15 protein-coding genes are annotated in these 19,952 nt (G+C 35.3%); 14 read left to right on the forward strand and 1 reads right to left on the reverse strand.

The features are described 5' to 3' along the window. Positions 1-100: 100 nt before the first annotated feature. From Q4493_RS16085 to Q4493_RS16130, 10 genes are all read left to right on the forward strand, one after another. The gene (locus Q4493_RS16085; RefSeq protein WP_303454800.1) at positions 101-1,030 is read left to right on the forward strand and encodes a MoxR family ATPase; all 930 of its coding nucleotides are present in this window, start codon (positions 101-103) and stop codon (positions 1,028-1,030) included. A 23-nt stretch (positions 1,031-1,053) separates the two neighbouring features. After that, entirely contained in the window at positions 1,054-2,058 is a 1,005-nt protein-coding gene (locus tag Q4493_RS16090; protein WP_303454803.1) for a DUF58 domain-containing protein, read from the forward strand. Between the two features lie 43 nt (positions 2,059-2,101). Beyond that, positions 2,102-4,198 (forward strand): DUF3488 and transglutaminase-like domain-containing protein, encoded by a 2,097-nt coding sequence (locus Q4493_RS16095; protein ID WP_303454805.1) that lies wholly within the window; start codon positions 2,102-2,104, stop codon positions 4,196-4,198. Positions 4,199-4,501: 303 nt separating this feature from the next. Continuing rightward, positions 4,502-4,828 (forward strand): DUF4870 domain-containing protein, encoded by a 327-nt coding sequence (locus Q4493_RS16100; RefSeq protein WP_303454807.1) that lies wholly within the window; start codon positions 4,502-4,504, stop codon positions 4,826-4,828. Positions 4,829-5,220: 392 nt separating this feature from the next. Further along, the gene (gene recC, locus Q4493_RS16105) at positions 5,221-8,697 is read left to right on the forward strand and encodes an exodeoxyribonuclease V subunit gamma (protein WP_303454809.1); all 3,477 of its coding nucleotides are present in this window, start codon (positions 5,221-5,223) and stop codon (positions 8,695-8,697) included. 2 nt (positions 8,698-8,699) lie between these two features. After that, positions 8,700-12,284 carry an exodeoxyribonuclease V subunit beta gene (recB, locus tag Q4493_RS16110; RefSeq protein ID WP_303454811.1) on the forward strand — a complete coding sequence of 1,195 codons (3,585 nt, stop codon included), beginning with the start codon at positions 8,700-8,702 and terminating at the stop codon, positions 12,282-12,284. Then, entirely contained in the window at positions 12,277-14,292 is a 2,016-nt protein-coding gene (gene recD, locus Q4493_RS16115) for an exodeoxyribonuclease V subunit alpha (RefSeq protein ID WP_303454814.1), read from the forward strand. Before recB ends, recD begins: the two co-directional genes overlap by 8 nt. A gap of 34 nt (positions 14,293-14,326) precedes the next feature. Beyond that, entirely contained in the window at positions 14,327-14,869 is a 543-nt protein-coding gene (locus tag Q4493_RS16120; protein ID WP_303454817.1) for a DUF3087 family protein, read from the forward strand. A 27-nt stretch (positions 14,870-14,896) separates the two neighbouring features. Beyond that, positions 14,897-15,283: a VOC family protein gene (locus Q4493_RS16125; protein ID WP_303454820.1), complete on the forward strand. Its 387-nt coding sequence runs from the start codon at positions 14,897-14,899 to the stop codon at positions 15,281-15,283. A gap of 45 nt (positions 15,284-15,328) precedes the next feature. After that, positions 15,329-15,589: a DUF5062 family protein gene (locus Q4493_RS16130; RefSeq protein WP_303454822.1), complete on the forward strand. Its 261-nt coding sequence runs from the start codon at positions 15,329-15,331 to the stop codon at positions 15,587-15,589. Between the two features lie 102 nt (positions 15,590-15,691). On the opposite strand, the gene Q4493_RS16135 is transcribed toward Q4493_RS16130, so the two are convergent. Next, positions 15,692-16,501, reverse strand: coding sequence for a crotonase/enoyl-CoA hydratase family protein (locus Q4493_RS16135; protein WP_303454825.1), 810 nt, complete (start codon positions 16,499-16,501; stop codon positions 15,692-15,694). Positions 16,502-17,067: 566 nt separating this feature from the next. Between Q4493_RS16135 and Q4493_RS16140 the strand changes: the two genes are divergently transcribed. From Q4493_RS16140 to Q4493_RS16155, 4 genes are all read left to right on the forward strand, one after another. Beyond that, positions 17,068-18,066 carry an isoaspartyl peptidase/L-asparaginase family protein gene (locus Q4493_RS16140; protein ID WP_303454851.1) on the forward strand — a complete coding sequence of 333 codons (999 nt, stop codon included), beginning with the start codon at positions 17,068-17,070 and terminating at the stop codon, positions 18,064-18,066. After that, positions 18,059-18,541, forward strand: coding sequence for a CreA family protein (locus tag Q4493_RS16145; protein WP_303454827.1), 483 nt, complete (start codon positions 18,059-18,061; stop codon positions 18,539-18,541). Before Q4493_RS16140 ends, Q4493_RS16145 begins: the two co-directional genes overlap by 8 nt. A 22-nt stretch (positions 18,542-18,563) precedes the next feature. Beyond that, on the forward strand, positions 18,564-19,349 hold the full coding sequence (locus Q4493_RS16150; protein WP_303454829.1) for a hypothetical protein: 786 nt from the start codon (positions 18,564-18,566) through the stop codon (positions 19,347-19,349). Between the two features lie 149 nt (positions 19,350-19,498). Further along, on the forward strand, positions 19,499-19,900 hold the full coding sequence (locus Q4493_RS16155; protein WP_303454831.1) for a CBS domain-containing protein: 402 nt from the start codon (positions 19,499-19,501) through the stop codon (positions 19,898-19,900). Positions 19,901-19,952 lie beyond the last annotated feature (52 nt).

Consider the following 19,952-nt stretch of genomic DNA (forward strand, 5'->3'; position numbering starts at 1 on the left):
ATCTCGTTGCATGTCATACTAAAACTTATAGATTGTATAAAAATATCAGATACTCCATGAAGACCGAGAAAGATGATATGAAGATTAAAAAGGGCAATTCATGCAACAAATGATTGAACGGGCGTTAACGCAAATTGAGCGCTATGTTATTGGTAAGCCTGAACAAGTGAAATTAGCATTGGCTTGTTTATTAGCAAAAGGACATTTGTTAATTGAAGACCTACCTGGCATGGGCAAAACAACTTTAGCGCATGTGCTTGCCTCTTCGTTAGGGCTAAGTTATCAACGAGTACAGTTTACGAGTGATTTATTACCGGCAGATGTGATTGGGGTGTCTATTTTTGATAGCGAAAAACATAGCTTCACATTACATAAAGGGCCTGTTTTTAATCAAGTAGTGTTAGCTGATGAAATTAACCGAGCTAGTCCTAAAACACAAAGCGCACTATTAGAAGCAATGGAAGAAAACCGTGTTAGTATAGATGGTACAACGCATTCTTTACCGACACCATTTTTTGTTATTGCCACACAAAACCCTTTGTTTCATGCCGGCACTTATCCATTACCAGAATCACAACTCGATCGTTTTATGATGCGTATATCTTTAGGTTTCCCTGATAAAAATGCCGAAAAGCAAATATTGAAATCATCAAATCAAACGTTAAATTATGCTGATATCAAACCCGCCATTTCACTTGAACAACTTCAAAAGATTCAACGACATATTAATGATATTTATGTATCCGATGCTATTTTTGAATATATAATTGCTTTGTTTCAACAAACGAGATCAGGGCAGCTATCTGTCAATCCACTTTCTCCAAGAGCCGGTAAAGCACTTGTTGCCGCTGCTAAAGCATGGGCTTTTATCGATAATCGCGATCATGTTTTACCTGATGATATTAAATCAGTTTTTACAAGTGTTTGTGAACATAGAATGGTCGGTCGAACTTCACAAGGCAATGAGTCGCTGTCTAAACAAGTTCTCTCGATGGTTGATAGCGAACAATCGAATTATACAGAAAATTAACCCTTGTTGATCGGTATGTATTAATGTTTATCCACTTTAAACGAAAAATTTATCACTATGTTAATCATGGATTTAACGCTTGGTTAAATCGTCGGATGCCAAGTAAAGCCAATCAACGACTGGCACAAAATAACATTTTTATTTTACCAACCCGCTTTGGTGTTGCGTTTATCGTTTTTATTCTTTTGCTATTTATTCTGGGCACTAATTACCAAAATAATCTGATCATTATTATGTGTTATTTATTTAGTAGCTTATTTCTGACAACCATGTTTTACACTTACTTTAATATGGCTGGGTTAACAATATCAGCCACAGGTGTTTATAACGGATTTGTTGAAGAAACACTGTTTATTCCTGTCGAAATATCGTCGCAAAATGTAAAGCAATCGTTTGCCATTAATTTTACAGAGCATCACAAGGTTAATCTGATGTCGGTGAACAAACCGCACATTTTAAATGTACCTGTTCAATTTAATACTCGTGGTAAACATACTCTCAATCGTTTAATTATCAAAAGTGAATTCCCATTAGGGCTTTTTCAATGCTGGACAAAATTAAAATTCGATATTGACGTGATTTGTTATCCTAAACCCCTTAAATGTGTTGATGTAACCCAGGGAGTGAATCTTGATGATGCTAATAAACGACCAAATGGCGAATCATCACACAGAATCAAAGGCGAAGACTTTTACGAATTGAAACCCTATAAAATAGGAGAGCCACTTAGTCATATTGCATGGAAGCATGTTGCTAAAGGTGATTTATGGCAAACAAAACATTATAGCCAATCACAAAGTCATTATAACGTGCTTAGTATTAACGATATGCCAAGTCATTCATGGGAAAATAGGGTTAGTAACCTTTGTTATTTAGTGCTTCAGTATCAGCAAGCAGGCATAGAGTACGGCTTACAAATTCCAGGAAAAGTTGAACATAATATCATTGCAATAAATTCAGGTGAAAATCATTTAAAGCAGTGTTTAACCGCTTTGGCTATATGCGATTCTCCTCAAATAAATACATAATTTTAACCCTGAATATCAACGAATTAATAAGGAGGGCTGGCAAATGTTTTTGACTAAAAAGTTACCACTAAACAATAAAAATACGAGTCGAAAAAATCCGTCCTTTGTTTTATCTCAGTCTTTTAAACATCATTTATTATTCATCCAACTGTTTAATCTGCTTACACTGATCACTGAGCTTTCGTTGTGGTTCATCTCATTAAGCGTCATTTGTTTATTGTGGCAATTTACTATCAATCAAAAAATTCTTGCTCGCCCAACAAATTTTATCAAATCTTTCGTCTCAGTAGCTGGTTGTATCTTGTTAGTTATAACTGCACAAAATACTGGGGTTTTATTAGGGATGATTCATTTATTGTGTTTAGCTTATGTGTTGAAACCCTTTGAACTTAACCAGCGAAAAGATCTCTACCAACTTGTTGTTCAGGGCTTTTTTATTTTAGCAACGGCATTTATTTTTTCTCAATCAATATATTTTACTGTGGTGATATTTATAATTGCGGTGATGAATTTAGCTTGGCTACATAGTTATTTTTCTGCCGAACAAAAAGTAAATTACCATCTTAAAATGGCATTAAAGCTAATGTTGCAAAGTTTACCCTTAGCAATTGTGTTATTTTTATTTTTCCCAAAACTCTCACCTTTATGGCATGTGCCAGTAGCAAATTCTGCCAAAACTGGCTTAAGTGACAAGGTTACTATTGGCGACATTTCGACCTTAGCGTTATCGAATGAGTTAGCTTTTCGCGTTGAATTTGACAATAAAATACCAAATTATAATGAAATGTATTGGCGAACTATTGTCCTTGACCAGTTTGATGGTACTAGTTGGCACAGAAGTAAAAAATCTAAGCAAGATATTGTTAATACAAAAATACTTAGTCAACAACTTGATTTAACAAAGAATCAAATCAGTTACCAAGTGATCGCAGAGCCTAGTTTTCAACGATGGTTATTTGCTTTAGATGTTGCACGGTTGGATGACGTGAAACAAAATAAAATTGTGTATCAACTGAAAGATCAGACAATGTTAAGTCGTGATAAAATCGCACAATCATTATCATATTCTGTCACTAGCTTTATTGATAACCCAATAGAACTGTTTGCCAACCTTGCATCATCTTCGGAATTTTTAACAATAGATAAGCAATCAAACCCGTTATTGATTTCTTATGCTGAAAAGCTACGCCATGAATTTTCTGATCAAAAAACGATAGTTAATCAAGTTTTATCAACATTTCGCCTACAAGCATATCGTTATACGCTGAACCCGCCTTCACTGACCAATAACAGTTTAGATGAATTTTTCTTTGATACTAAAGCTGGTTTTTGTGAGCATTATGCAAGTAGCTTTACTTATATAATGAGGGCTGCGGGTATTCCTGCCAGAATGGTTGTGGGGTATTTAGGCGGACAGTTTAATACAAAAGGTAATTATTTTAGTATCTTACAAAGAGATGCTCATGCTTGGAGTGAAGTTTGGTTTGAGGGGCAAGGTTGGGTAAGGGTAGATCCTACCGCAGCGGTGGACCCAAGCCGAGTTGAACAAGGTTTTTCCTCACAATTATTATTAGAAAAAGAGTCGTTATCAACTTATTTTGATATTAAACACTATCTGAGTGGTGCTTGGTTGAATCAGTTAATGTTGCAATTTGAAGCGCTTGATTATCAATGGACAAAACTAGTGATAAGTTTCTCACAAGAGAAACAAAAACAATTATTTTCTCAATGGTTTGGTGATAAAATTGATTATGTCTCTGTCAGCATTATTACCTTGTCTTTCATTATTTCTGCCTTATGTATTTTCTTTGCCCATTGGTGGATAAATGCTACTTATCGTTATCCCAAATGGTTGATGTATTATCAACAGACACAACAAAAATTAAGTAAGATTGGTTTTGAAAAAGGGCATGAGCAATTACAGCGTGACTTTAATCATCAAATCAGTAAATTTGATGTTCAACTGAGTGAGTATTATCAACAATTCATACTAACGTATCAAAAAATTGCTTATCAACAAAACACCAAACAACAAAAATTAATACTTATTGAACAAATGAAAAAACAGTACAAACAAATCAACAATCGCTTAAAGGCAAAAGTGATTAAAAACAAAATAAGCGGGCAAGCTATTAACTAGATTTAACGGCTGTGGCATTCATGATTGATTGCCAATATCTTTCGATAAGTTTTTGTGTTTAGCTATTATCGACAAAGCATTTGTTTTTAAAAGGATCTGAATTTTCAATTGATTTATTAGATTTTAAAACGCCTAGTTTATTGTTTTTATAACAAAAAAATATTTATATAATAATGTTGTTTAAAATAAAGAGTTTATAAAGATCCTCCTTAAATATTCACAAAACAATCACATTTGATCACTTGCTTACTCTAAAAATCATAGCTAAATTTAAAGGTAAAGGAATTAATGAAGGTTGAGTTTATGTATTCTCATTCTGATAGTCGTTTACAGTATGACATGGTAAAAATAGTTGCTGTGCTTTCTTACATCACTGTGTTTGGTTGGTTAATTGCTTTGTTTTTATATGGCGATCATAAATCTTCTTTTGCTCGTTTTCATCTACGCCAATCTCTTGGGCTTATTTTAACTGGCGCTATGTTAGCGTTTATTCCCCTTATTGGGTGGTTACTTTGTGTAGGCGTGATCATTGCGTGGTGTTTAGGGGTATTTCATGCCATTAATGGCCAGCGAAGATTTTTACCTATTGTTGGTAAGTTTTATCAAACGCATTTTGATTTTATTCAATAAATTTGCTTTATATTTAATCGGTTATTCTCTGAGAATAGACTGAATTTTAATGACGATTATACAAGGGCGTGTTGATCTTTCGAGGTTAAATTATGTTCTAAATAAAAGTCATTTATCCTAGGCGTGAGTTAAGTAGCATGATTGTTCCATGTAAATAGCGAACAACGAATAAAAAATGGCTTTTAATTGAACCTTTCGGGCAGCCTTTGTTTGTCTCTTCTACTACATTTTTGCTTATTGAGGTGAAATAACCACAGATCATTCGCAATGTTTTGTATAAATACCAAACAAGCTGTTGCAAAAAATTATCACGAAAGAACAACACGCCCTAGTGTTCTATCCAATGATATGATTAAATTCAATTAATATTTATTTGCCAGCCAGGTTGTCTGTTGATCTACCTTTATCCCGCCAATAAAATGGAAAATTTATTAGCGCTTGTTGAAAAAATTCAACAAATCTCTCCATTGCCTGTTTTCTCAAAAGAAGTCTTTATCGTGCAAAATGCAGGTATGCAGCATTGGCTTAACATGTCGTTAGCTGAAAATAGAGGGATCAGTTTAAATATTGATTACGCGTTACCAGCTCAGTTTTTATGGGGGCTCGTTAGAACACTGGTCAATAAAGGGGATGAAGTAGATCAAGCACCGTTTTCAAGAGAAGCAATGTCATGGCGGATTTTTCAACTATTAGCTGAGAAACGGATCATTAATGATGATGATTTCACGTCAGTTACGCAATATTGGCGCCTTCCACAAAAGCCTCACATAAACAGTCAAGCTGAATTTACCCCCTCAAGCCAAGAAAATTTAAAACGCTTTCAATTATCGTGTCAATTAGCCGATTTATTTGAACAGTATCTGGTTTTTCGCCCTGAATGGATAGATGCTTGGCGGAATGAAAAATCATCTCAGCAGGATACATTTGATGGCAATAATGATTTTTACCATTTAGAGCAATGGCAAGCAAAATTATGGCTATTGTTAGTTGAAGAACAAGATTACAACCCTTTAGTTTTATTAAAACAAGCCGAAGAAAATTTAACTCAATGTCTACATTTAATTCCTAAACGTATTTGTTTATTCGGTATTAATGCCATGGCACCTATGTGGTTGTCTTTTATCAATGCCATCAGTGAAGTGACAGAAGTTCATTTTTTTCATCTTAATCCTTGTGTTGATTACTGGGGCGATATCCTTAGTGAAAAACAAGCAATTAAACATTGTGATAAATGGACAGAAGATCAATCTGATAATATTGCTAGTGTAGGCAATCCTTTATTGGCCAATTTAGGACAGCAAGGGCGTGAGTTTTTGCTATTATTACAAGAATATTCCACGGTAAATATTGAAGCATTTGAGAAAACAACTCCTCAATGTCAATCACTCCCTGTCTCCGTACTTGCTAAAATTCAAAATGATATTTTAACACTTTCAGATGCTAGGGAAGCTCCTGTCGTATTAAAAGATGAATCAATTGTCATTACTAGTGCACATAGCGCATTACGTGAAGTACAAGGTTTACATGATTGGTTATTACATCAGTTTAATAATGATGCCACATTAACACCTAAAGATGTCTTGGTGATGTGTCCGCAAGTTGAAATGTATGCTCCTTATGTTAATGCGGTGTTTGCCAAAGGTTGGCAAGAATTAGCAAGTGACATTCCGCCATTACCTTGTTCGATATCTGATCGTGTTGCTAAAGACTCGGAGCCTTTAGTCGCCGCTTTTGCTGAGCTATTAACTTTACCTGATAGTCGCTTTCAAGTCAGTCAAATATTAGCCTGGCTGCGTTTGCCAGCTATGCAAGCTAAATTTAGTTTGCAAATAGAAGATATTGAAAAATGTACCTTATGGATTGAACACGCTTGTATTCATTGGGGATTAGACGATGCTCATAAGCAACAGGTACTAGGTACGGAAAAAGCTGTTGAACAATTTTCATGGCAATATGGCTTAACACGGTTATTACAAGGCTTTGCCTACGCTGACCATGAAGCAGTATACGAAGGTAAACTCGTACTACCAAACGTTGAAGGTAGTGACGGTATATTGCTTGGTCAACTAATGTTGGTAATAGAGCAATTACAATATTTCACTTATCAGCTTAATGCTAAACGTACACCCCAAGATTGGCATCAGTTTTTACTTTCATTTATCGACGATATATTTGATGCTCAGCAAGATGATAATTTCAATGTGATTTATGCTGCCATCGAAACGTTTGTAGAATATTGTCAGCATGCAAATTTTGATGAAAAAGTTGATTTAGCCATTTTAAGGGAGTTTTTAAATTCGCACTTTAGCCAACCAGATACCGGTAGGCAATTTATGATCGGACAAGTCACTTTTTGTTCGATGTTACCAATGCGAAGTATTCCATTTAAAGTGGTCGCAATTCTTGGTTTAAATGATGGTGAATATCCTCGACAACGACCTCCTTTAGGTTTTGATTTAATGGCTTTATCAGCCAGCAGAGTTGGTGATAGATCGCGAAGAGGGGATGATCGCTACTTATTCTTGGAAGCTATTATTTCAGCCAGACAAGCTTTATACCTCAGTTATCAAGGACGAAGTATTAAAAATAATAATGTCAGACAACCATCAATCGTGCTGAAAGAATTGATGGACTACCTTGAAAAGGGATATTGTTGGAAATTATTCGCTGATAAAGCAATAGATTTACGACAATTAGCCATGCAACCTTATAGTGAGAAAAATTATTTAGGTCAATATGCAGGCTTTGATAAAAAATGGTTAGCCTTATCGCCAACTCGTCAAGTAGACAATAAAGAAACGAATTCAGTTTTAAAGATTAATAATATCGATAAGACAGTGACACAAACTGACTGTGATTATGAGCTAAGTGTTCAAGTGTTAATTCGTTTTTTTGTTCATCCCGCTAGGTTTTTTGCTCAAAATACCTTATCGCTTTATTTAGATAACGAGGATGACTCCTTAAACGATATCGAACCCTTTGATAGCGATCATCTATCGCGATATTTATTGAAAGAACAGGCGTTACATAACCTATTAACTGAGCATAATTTAGTAAGTCTTGCTGATGAAATAGATGAAACAGAGCAAAAACAACGACAACAAACCTTACTTGAAAAATATAAGCAACGAGCTAGTTTATCAGGAAAATTTCCACAATTACCTCATCAAGGCGAGCAATTGGATAAGCTGTTAACTGACAGTTTGAATTTTGCCCAATTTATTGAAGAAAATTGTTTGGCGGAAAGACAATTATTTAACCTTACTATTACGCATCAAGTTATCTTAGATAATACAGAGCCGTCACAAGTTTATAGTTTTAAACTCAATGCCGAAATCCAAGTATGCGACGACAAAATTATTCATTTTCGTAGTAGCCGACCAAAAATGAAAGATTTCTTGGGCTTGTATTTAAACTTATTAATTGTTGAAGTATGGTTAGAAAACAACTCAGAGCAAAATTCTTCCCTTAACGGCGAAGATATCGCATTATTAACATCACTACAAAAAGTCAAAGCAAGTCATGGCTTTTATTTTGATAGTAAAAATCAAAAATCCGAGCAATTTTATTACCCCTTTATTGATAACCCCAAACAACAATTAAGTCAGTTGCTATCCGTTTACTTAGAAGGTCAGTCACAAGCATTATTATTAAACAGTGACTTGGCTCAAGTATTTTTTAAAGCAAAAATTTTTGAACAAACGCATTTTGAAACGTTTTGGTTGGACGACCATAATCAACCAGCCTTTGGCTGTGATCCTTATATCCAATTTTTCTGGCCAAAGTGTCCTGACTTTAATGATATTCAACCCATACTGCTCGACGTTTATCAGAACATTGATATTAATAAACAACAGGTGAAAAAATAGGCATGAACAAAACGACACCGGTTGTGAAAAATTTAGTTGCACAAGCTATTCCTTTAAGAGGTATCCATTTAATTGAAGCGAGTGCTGGAACGGGTAAAACATTTAATATCACACGAATTTATTTGCGTTTGTTATTAGAAGAAAAACTTACCGTTAAACAAATATTGGTGATGACGTTTTCAAAAGACGCGACGGAAGAACTTCGTGGGCGAATCGATGAATTAATACGTTTAGCCTTAACAAATTGGCATGAGCTTTGTGAACAAGAAGCGTTTTTCAGTAGTATTGCCCAGACTGTATCAGCGGCTGAGGCGAAACATTTATTAAAAGAAGCATTACTGTTTCTTGATGAAGCGGCTATTTTTACGATACATGGCTTTTGTAAAAGAGTATTAACCGAACATGCGTTCGCCAGTCAAATTCCTTTCAATGCCAATATGGAAACAGATCAACAAACGTTAGTGCTGCAAGCGGTTCAAGATTGGTTTCGACAATTAGCCAGTGAAGATGAAACCGCCTTTAGGCAACTGATTGAGTTTTGGTCTGTTCCTGAAAGTTTTGTCAGTTATTTTTCCAAAGCTATTAATAAAAATTGTGATTTAGATTTAGTAGAAAGTCAGTCACTTATATCGCATTTTACTCATTTAGTGACTCAAGCAATAGCCGATTTAAATACTCATAAAGACACCTTGTTTACATATCTTGTTGAAGGTAAAAAACCAGCAGAGCAAGTAAAACGTACGGATGAATACCAACAGTTAATTCATTGGTTAGAAAATGTGATAGCCGATCATCAAAATATTTCCATTAAAATGCCCGTTGCTTTTATTGATGGACGTCGATTTTCTAGGTCAACGGCTAAAGCTGAACTGGTTGAAATATTTACCTCTGTTAATCTGGTAAAAAAACAAGCGGAAACTTTATTATCAGATATTGCACGTTTAGACGCTTTAACGATTGTTAGAACAGGTATTTACCGTATACGTCAAGCGGTTAAAGCGCAAAAGCAGCAGCTTAATGTGTTAAGTTTTGATGATTTGATCACCTCATTAGCCGATAAATTAGTAAAAGATAAACATGGCAGAAATGCTTTGGCTGACACATTAATTAGACAATATCCTTTTGCCTTAGTTGATGAATTTCAAGACACAGATCCAGAACAATTCTCCATATTAAAAGCCATGTATTATAACCGTGAGCAGGAAAGTTTTACTTCAGGCCTGATGATGATTGGCGACCCTAAACAAGCCATTTATGGTTTTAGAGGAGGGGATGTTTTTGCTTACATGTCGGCGCGACAGGATTGTGACTATCAATGGTTAATGGATACCAATTGGCGATCTAGCTGTCATATGATCTCAGGTTATAACCGCTTGTTTTATGGAGACGATTTAACATCAGATGGACGAGATGTTTTTGGCTATAATATTCCTTATCATCCTGTTAAACCATCGCCGGCTGCAATAAATAACTATAATGCTTTAGATGCTGTTTCATCTAACTCAAATTGGCATTCACAAGCAGCATTACAATTTATTCATTTTGAAAATATTGAACAAAAAGGAGCCACTAAGCAAAGTTTTAGAACTGAAATGGCTAAATGGTGCGCCAATGAAATCATTAGTTTGTTAACGGATCCTCAGCAAAATGTTCAAGCAAAAGATATCGCCTTACTTGTTCGAGATGGCACCGAAGCCAAAGATATTAAGCAAGCTTTATTTAATGCAGGTTTACCATCTGTTTACTTAAGTAATAGAACAAATTTATTACATAGCGTACAAACCAAACAATTATTACGTTTGTTAAAAGGGATCTTATTTTTAGAAAATGAGCGATATTTTTCTGCGGCATTAACTTGCCCGCTATTACCTTTTAATCCAGACGCATTTTATCGGTTACAACAAGACGACTCAGCTTGGCAATTAATGAAGGTCGCCTTTGCACAGTTAAGGGAAGAATGGCTTAAAAAAAGCTTTATCACCATGGCCTTAAAATTAATGCATGATCATATGGTGTTTAACGGTGAAGACAGTGAAAGGGCGATAACTAATTTATTACATTTATTTGAGCTAATACAAAGTGCAAGCCAACGACATAAACAGCCGCAAGAGTTACTTTATTGGCTCGAACAGCAAAGCATAGCCGAGTTTCCAGAAGGAGAAAGTGAGTTAAGGTTAGAGAGTGAAGAAAACCTCATCCGTATCATGACCCAGCATAGTTCTAAGGGATTAGAATATCCTATTGTGTTTATTCCTTATGCAACTCGGCATAAAGATCCGTTAAAATTTGGTAAGAAACACATTCAATTGATTGAATACCATAATGACCAAGGACATTTGTCTGTCAGCTTATCTGGTTCGGATGATGCTAAAAAATCAATGGCGAATGAAGCGTACGCCGAAAATATTCGCTTATTATATGTTGCAATCACAAGGGCAGAACAACGTTGTTATTTACTTTCAACCCCATTTGATAACAGTCATTTATCACCTTTAGGCTTATCATGTAAGTGGCATAAAGAAACCAACATTCCTGAATCATTAATGACATTATCACAGGAGCCTTCACAAAGTATTGGTGTTACTTTGATCGATAATGAAATCGAAACTCTGGTTTATCAAGGAGCACTAAATCTTGGTCCTTTAGGTCAAGTAAGTGAATTTAGTGGAAAAATAGAGCGAGATTGGTGGTTAAGCTCATTTACCGCATTAAGTCGTAATATTCGTGATAATGGGGTTTCATTGCCTGATAGAGATGTAGCAAGACAACAAGTAGCTATTGTTGCAGATAGTTCACCTTATCAAGATTTAATTCGGTTTTCGTTAGCCAAAGGAGCTCAAACGGGTAATTTATTACACGATATCCTTGAACATTTATCTTTTAGTCAGCCTGATTGGCCTAAAAGTATGAAATGGCCTTTAGTGAAATATGGTGATTTACCGAGTGAATATGATCAAACCGATCTAGCCGCATGGTTACAACAAGTGCTTGATACTCCTTTAAGTGAGGATTTTTCCTTATCGTCTATTTCTGCCGATCAATGCTTAAAAGAAGTGGAATTTTATTTCCCATTAAAACAAGCATCTACTAACTATTTAGCTGAAATTTTAATGGAGCATAGGCAAAACTCTCCTTATTGCGATATTCAAAACAGCTATATTAATTTACCTAATTTCAAAACGTTAAAAGGTATGATGCATGGCTTTATTGATTTAATTTTTGAACAACAAGGTAAATTTTATATTTGTGATTACAAATCTAACCATTTAGGTGACAACTATTGCGATTATCAAGCTGAAAAATTACAAGCTGATGTAGTGAGTCATCATTATGATTTACAATATTTAATCTATGGTCTTGCCTTGCATCGTTATTTAAACGTTACCCTAGCTGACTATCAACCAGAACGTGATTTTGGTGGCGTGTATTATTTATATCTACGTGGTATGTCGAATGATAAAGCACACAATAAATGCGGTGTTTTTTATCGTAAAATTTCTCCTTGCGAGCTAAACAAGCTAGATCAATTGTTTGCAGGCTGTGCTCAATTATCTGATATTTATGAGCAAGGAAATGATGATGCATAAAACCTCATTAGGTATAAAGATACCTTATAACCGTTTTGCTGATGTGCAAAAGCACTTAAATAATGTTGAAGCCATTGATTATTTCTTTGCCAAACAATTTACTGACATTTTGTTTAATCGTTTTATAAATAATACGAATAACTCTGAAACAATTAATATCGCAAATCATCAATATGAATGCTTATTCCATTTGCTCATTGCATTAAGTGTTAGTTTAAGAGAGGGACATAGTTGTTTGCCATTAAATGTTGTTGCCGAACAACGCTTTGGTTATTGTTGTGATGCTTTTGGTGTTGTTAGTCATCAAGGTTTTCAATTTCCTTCATTTATCCACCTACATGAATTGCTTTGCCTTTTAAATATTGATGAAAGTCAGGAACATGGTGTAGTTTTTCATCAAGAAAAACTCTACTTGCGTCGTTATTATAACTTTGAACAACAAGTCATCGAGTTTTTACACAGTCATCAATCTAACGCTAAAAATAATAAAAAACATTTGGTTGCGGATAACTTAGCGTTAATTGAAACAACTACATCATCTGATACCAATGAGATAATGGCGTGTCTTGCATTATTATTTCCAAATCAAAGTAACTCTGACACTGCTTTGATAGATTGGCAAAAAATTGCCGTCGCCAATGCGTTAAATAAATCTTTTTCAATTATTGCTGGCGGGCCAGGTACTGGTAAAACTTATACGGTAACTAAGTTATTGGCAGCAATTATTATGCTTAATAAAGCCCCAGCGTTAACTATTTCGCTTGTGGCGCCAACCGGAAAAGCTGCTCAGCGTTTATGTGAGTCGATTAATCAAGCAAAAGATGGTTTTAAAGCGTTATTACCTGAAGAGGTTCTCGCTAAAATCCCAACAGAAACGAAAACTATTCATCGATTATTAGGAGTTATTCCAAATAGTCCCAATTTTAGACATCATCAAGAGAACAAATTAAATATAGACGTATTGTTAATTGATGAAGTTTCAATGGTTGATTTACCTTTGATGGCGAGAGTATTTAGAGCTTTACCAGCACATTGTCAGGTGATTTTATTAGGCGATGCTCAACAATTACCATCGGTTGCCGCTGGCAGTGTTTTATCTGATTTAACGCCATTTCATCAAGCACAATATAGCCCTGATAATAAAAAGTTTCTTGAAAAGGTCACCGGCATAACTAATTTACCCATTAATAAAAAATGTCCTGTCGATCATCTTACTTATTTAACACATAGCCGTCGTTTTGACGGTAAAGGGGCGATAGGAATTTTGTCGCAACTTGTTATTGCGGGCGATAGTGAACAAAGCTGGCAGCTTTTACAATCAGCGATAAATAGTGGCAACCCTCAACTTACGTTTATTGAACAAACCCAAGAATTCTCTTCACAGGCTAGCTGGTTTAACCATTTAATTGACGAGTATTATCAACCAATACGAGCAGCTGAAAGTGTTGAACAAGCCTTTCATTTACTCTCAAAGTTTCGATTTTTATCCGCTACGAGACAAGGAGAAACAGGCGTCGAAACAATCAATAATTTAGTTGAATCACGGTTACTGCCAGAATTGTCTCATTTGATAAATCACAGGTCACATAATAAAAGCCATTCCAAAAATAGCCTTTATCACGGTAAACCTATCATGATTAATGAAAACGATTATAGCTTAGGTTTATACAATGGTGATATTGGCCTCATTTGGCAGAATGACAAAGGGCATTTAATGGCTTTTTTCGAACAACAAAATGGTCAGTTAACACAGATATTACCTAGTCGTTTACCGCAATTTGAAACGGTTTATGCAATGACTATTCATAAAACTCAAGGCAGTGAATTTAACCATGTTGCTTTAATTTTACCTACTAACACCGATAATCAACTGCTCACACGAGAGCTTTTATATACAGGTATTACACGAGCAAAAGAACAAATCACCTTACAAAGTAAAAAATCAGTCTGGTATCAAGGGGTTGAAAGTCGAGTTGCTCGTTTTTCCGGCATTAATATTAATCAATAAAGCACATGAAACAGTTAGGATAATTAAACAAATAATGAAAATAGTAGAGATAGATAAAACAATTTATAGACAACGTTTAAATCGAGTTATTATCGGCTTTATTGTTGTGTTAACTTTATTATCCCTTGTCTTTGGCACCGCTTTGATAGCCACCTTTTCTGAACCTATCACTGAAGCAATAGTCAATCAAGGTAGTGAGGACACAAGTAACTTTAAGTATAACTTCTCAGGTGTTGTGTTGGCCTTACTTTCTTGTGCTGCCATATTACACTACTTAAAAACCACACCGTTTTTTTATGAAATTTATTATGTTTGGCAAATGAAGCAAATTCACAATGTAATTTATCGAAAACTAAAGAAAATAAAAAAAGCAGCTTTTCAAGATCATAATCAAAAAGCCATGATTATTTTGAACTTTTATTACACGAGTTTACATCAGATCTATGTACTTGATGATAATACTTTGACATTATCGTCTTTAATGCTCGAGCAACAACAGTTAAATGAGTTAATGTTAGCAAGTGAACAATCAATTGATATAGAGCAGTTTAATAAAAAACTAATCGCCGAATTCTAAACGGTTTAACTATATAAGGGATGAACAATGATAGGTTACGTAACGTTAGGCACTAATAATCTTAAGAAAGCAGTGGACTTTTATGACAATCTTCTAGCAACCATAGGTGCAGGTCGCTTTATGGAGACTGAGCAGTTTGTTGCGTGGGCAACGGCTCCTGATCAACCGGGAATATCTGTAACCTTACCATTTAATGGTCAACCTGCGACTGTTGGTAACGGTAATATGGTTGCTATTGCGATGGATTCGCCGGAAAAAGTCGATGCCTTTTATAAAAAAGCGTTGGAATTAGGTGCAACCTGTGAAGGTGAGCCAGGACCAAGAGGTGAGTTTGCTGGTTTTTACGCAGGATATTTTCGTGATTTAGATGGTAATAAACTCAACGCCTTTTATTTTGCCATGCCAAGTGAATAAACGTAAATCTGTAAAAAGACAAGATGTATCAGCGCAAGGAATTGTATGAAAAAATTAAAAAATGAAGCCGCTCTGTTAAAAAAAGCCATTGAAATAGGTGAAAAATATGCAATGAATCGTGGCTATAAGGGTTTTTCTGCAACCAATGCAGCTAAGGATAAGGTTGAAAGTCTCTATCGTTTATTAGTGAATGATAAGCTTGTTCATCCTTTACCGGCAGATGGAGAAGACCTGCAAAGCATGAAGCATAAACTTGCTATTTGGATTTCAAAACAGTTGCCAGAAGGTCATGAGTTATTAAAATAATAACGACTTATCAATTACTTACATAAAGATAATAAAAAGCCTTAAGTTATTAAGGCTTTTTTGTTGGCACTGACATCAACTATCTAGCTTCATTTTAACAGCTTACCACTTCATTCTTGGTTTAAAAGGCTTTTGTTTAGCTTCATCGTGGGTCTGATTATACGACTTAATTTTATAGTTTTTTCCCGTTAATATTTTTATCTGGTAAATAGTTTCTCTTGCGATAACAGCGCCAGTAGAACTCCACCAACTTTTATTGTAGAGCTTTTTACATGCTGACACGGAATCAGGGGAAAACGTTGCGATTTCATTTGCTAGTTTAATCGCTGCTTGCATGGGATCTTTAGACACCTTGGTTAATAAACCTAAACTAAGCGCTTCTTCACCAGAAATAATTTTAGCGGTCATCGCTAATTCTTTTGCGACATCTAATGGTACGAGTTCTCTTAAAGCTAACGTTCCGCCCATATCAGGAATGAGTCCCCATTTAGCTTCCATAATCGAAATAGATGCATCTGGGGTAGCAATACGGAAGTCTCCACCAAACGCAATTTGCATTCCAGCTCCCCAGCATCGACCATGCATAGCAAAAATGACCGGAACCGCTAAATTACGCCAGCCCGTAGATACCATCTGGGCTTGATTTGAATGCCAAGGTAGCCATTTGAATAATAACCTTAATGCGTTTTTAGGGGCGCTAAACATAGACTTTACGTCAATACCTGAGCAAAAATCTTCACCTTGTCCGGAAACGATAACAGCTCTAATTGAGGTGTCTTTTTTTAGTCGCTTAATTGCATGATTTAATTCGTTGAATAAAGTCATATCAATTGCATTATGTTTATCTGCACGAGACAAGGCAATAAAAGCGATACCTTCTTTTATGTGCAAGGTTAAATTTGAATAGTTCATTAACAGCCTTAGCTAAAGTTGTCGGTGTAATAATTCTGGTCAAACCAGTTTAGTTAAGCTTAGCAAATATATTTCGACTGTCTAGGGCTGTTGAACTTTCGCGGTTAGATTTTGTTCGAGTTCAAATCGTTTTAATCGCAACGAGTAGTGTGTAGCCTAGTCATTCTAAGCAAAGACTACTCAACAAAGCGTAAAACGATTTAAGCCGAATCCTTCGAACCGCGTTTTTGGTCATTTTACGGCGTTGCCCCACAAGGATGTGGGGTAAGGTGACTTTGCAGGAGCATAAAGTCTTTATCGCCTTTTATGTGGAACAACCCTATAACAAAGGCTCTGTCTTGTATAAATACCTAACAAAATGCGGCGAAAACAATCTCGAAAGAGCAACAGCTCTTAGATATATAGAAAATTATCTACAATATACGGATTTAAACTATTCAATGAATAGTCACTTGCAATGAGCATTGATTTCTAGCACATTGTAATAATCCATAAATAAAAACAAAAACAAAAACAAAATGAATATTAATCTCTTTTCAAATACTGTATTTGTTGGTTTGTCTTTCATGCTTTCTGGGACTATAGCAACAGTAAAAGCAAATGAAGCACCATTTGCTATTGCCATTCACGGTGGCGCAGGTGCAATTCAACAAAGTAAAATGACACCGTCGTTACGAACAACTTATGAAGCTAAGTTAAATGAAGCTGTTGCTAAAGGATACCAATTATTATCCCAAGGAAAATCTAGCCAACAAGCCGTCATCGCTGCCATTCAAATTCTAGAAGCTTCACCGCTTTTCAATGCAGGTAAAGGTGCTGTATATACCTTTGATGAAGAGCACGAATTAGACGCTTCAATTATGAATGGTAAAACCCTTAACGCAGGTGCTGTCTCTGGTGTTAAAACCGTAAAAAGCCCAATCGCATTAGCTGAAAAAGTTATGGAAGAATCCGTTCATGTGATGTTAAGCGGTGAAGGCGCTGAACTATTTGCTAAAAATAAAGGTTTACCACTTGTCGATAATAGCTATTTTAATACTGAGCATCGATACAAAGCGTTATTAAAAGCCAAAAAGAAGTTGAGTGAAAAAGAGCAAGAGTTAAAAAATTTTCAAGCGGCACATCAAAGCTTACCAACAGAATTTAAAGTCGGAACCGTTGGTGCAGTGGCTTTAGATAAAGCGGGAAATCTAACTGCCGGTACTTCAACTGGCGGAATGACAGCTAAGCGCTTTGGTAGAGTTGGTGATGCGCCGATAATTGGTGCAGGTACTTATGCAAATAATAACAGTTGTGCTGTTTCTGCCACTGGACATGGTGAATACTTTATTCGTTATCATGTTGCTGCGGATATTTGCGCGCGGGTTCAATATCAAAATATACCGTTAGCGAAAGCGGCTGATATTGTTATTAACGATGTATTAGTTAAAGCAGGGGGATCAGGCGGGGTTATAGCTATCGACGCACAAGGAAATATAACCATGCCGTTTAATAGTGAAGGTATGTACCGCGCTAGCATGTCTTCTAATGGTCAGTCATTTGTCGGAATATTTCATAATGAATAAATTATTGGTGTTATCAAGCATCTTTTTAATAGCAGGCTGTTCAGACAATGTAGGCGATGTAAGTTTAGGTTGGTTTACTACCAAAGACGTAAAAATAGAAGCCATTAAAGATCCTAAACTCAATGGTGTAACTTGTCATATCAGCCATATTGAAGGTAATTTAGATTTATCAGATCCTTCTGATATGAGTATTGCGTGTCGTCAAACAGGTGAAATTACAGCGACTGAACTTGCCTTAATTGATAAATCGAAAAACGGTGAAATTGTTTTTAAAGAATCGAAAAGTATTCTTTTTAAAAGTTTAAAAATCAGACGAATTTATGATCAAGAAAATCAAAGTTTAATTTATCTGTCGTATTCAACCAAAGAATCAAGTGGTAGTCATCACCATTCTTTATCTACGGTTCCATTATATAAAACAGCCGCTTGGCAATCATTACAACTTTCGAGCAAAGCTACCAATATTAAAAATTAACTTCATATTTATTCATACTATAATGTTAAAACAATTATTTAAAACTAAGCCTGTCATAGACGATAATTCTCGCCTTTGGATATTTGATACCTTCTTTTGGGCAATTGAACATTTCAATAGTCAAGTATTTCAAACGGAAACTGAATTAGTGCTTCCTACAAACACCTTTTATCCAGGCCGAGTAGGTAGTGCTCTGGAAATGGCTAATAACGTTTTTACTCATACGGTACAATACGCAGGTATGAAAAATTGGCCGTTAACACTTGTTGCGCCACAACAACTGACTTCAATTGATTTTCCAGAATTAAAAATAGCACAGGGGTTACGAGGCAAGCGGTCCTTCATTGAATTAGTCAAAGATTCAGATCAAAGCATTAAATTTACTTTTAATCCAAGTCAACTGAATCAACCACAAGATTTAATCGCTTCTTATGTTCAGCAATTAGCAACCATATTAGTGATGCAACAAAAAATCCTTCCTCCCGGTGGCAAAGAATTTTTACCTCAAGCTATTGATGTTTTATCTTGTGTGATGGGATTTGGCGTTATTTTTGCCAATACTGCTTATCAATTTAAGGGGGGCTGTGGGTCATGTTATAACCCTAGAGCGAATAGACAAGCTGCGTTATCTGAACAAGATACAGTATATGTCTTAGCGCTTTTCTGTTTACTTAAATCCAAAAAACCAAAAGAGGTTAAATCGCATTTAAAAAGTCATCTTCGAAAACCTTTTAAAAAGGCTTATCAAGATATTTGTTTATTTCATGATAATCACAAGCATGCTTTATTTTCAAAGGTTGAACAGTAAAAAGGCAATGAAAAACGAAACAAGATTAATAAATTGTAATTATGATAAATTATTTTGATAGAGACATGATTTATTTAATAATTACGTCTACAGTATTTATATAAACCCTTGAAAATAATTTACAAAATAAAAAAATAAGGAATATAGCGATGCTTACATCAGTCAACCTTCGCGATTACATGTTAACTAATCCAGCAAAAGTAAATGAAAATGTTCATTTATCAGAAGCGATGAAGTCGATAATTGATAACAAAGTATCAGGCTTGTGTATTATTAATGATACCGGTGATTTTGTTGGCATATTATCTGAAATGGATTGTCTAAACGCTATTTTAAATGCTACCTATAATAATATCGGCGTTGGAAAGGTGAGTGAGTATATGATCAAAGACAATATACTTACTGCAAGCCCAAATGATGATATTGTTGATGTTGCAAAAGATATGCTAATGAAAAAACATCGTCGTCGTCCTGTTATTGAAGGTGGAAAATTAGTCGGACAAGTAACATGTCGTCAGTTACTTGCTGCAGTCAATAAATTTAATTTATAGCGGATTATTTCACCGTAAGTTAATAACTGAAAACCTTTTCTATTAAGTATTG

Origin of the sequence: Colwellia sp. 1_MG-2023, assembly GCF_030546755.1 — a bacterium.
GTDB lineage: Bacteria > Pseudomonadota > Gammaproteobacteria > Enterobacterales > Alteromonadaceae > Thalassotalea_H.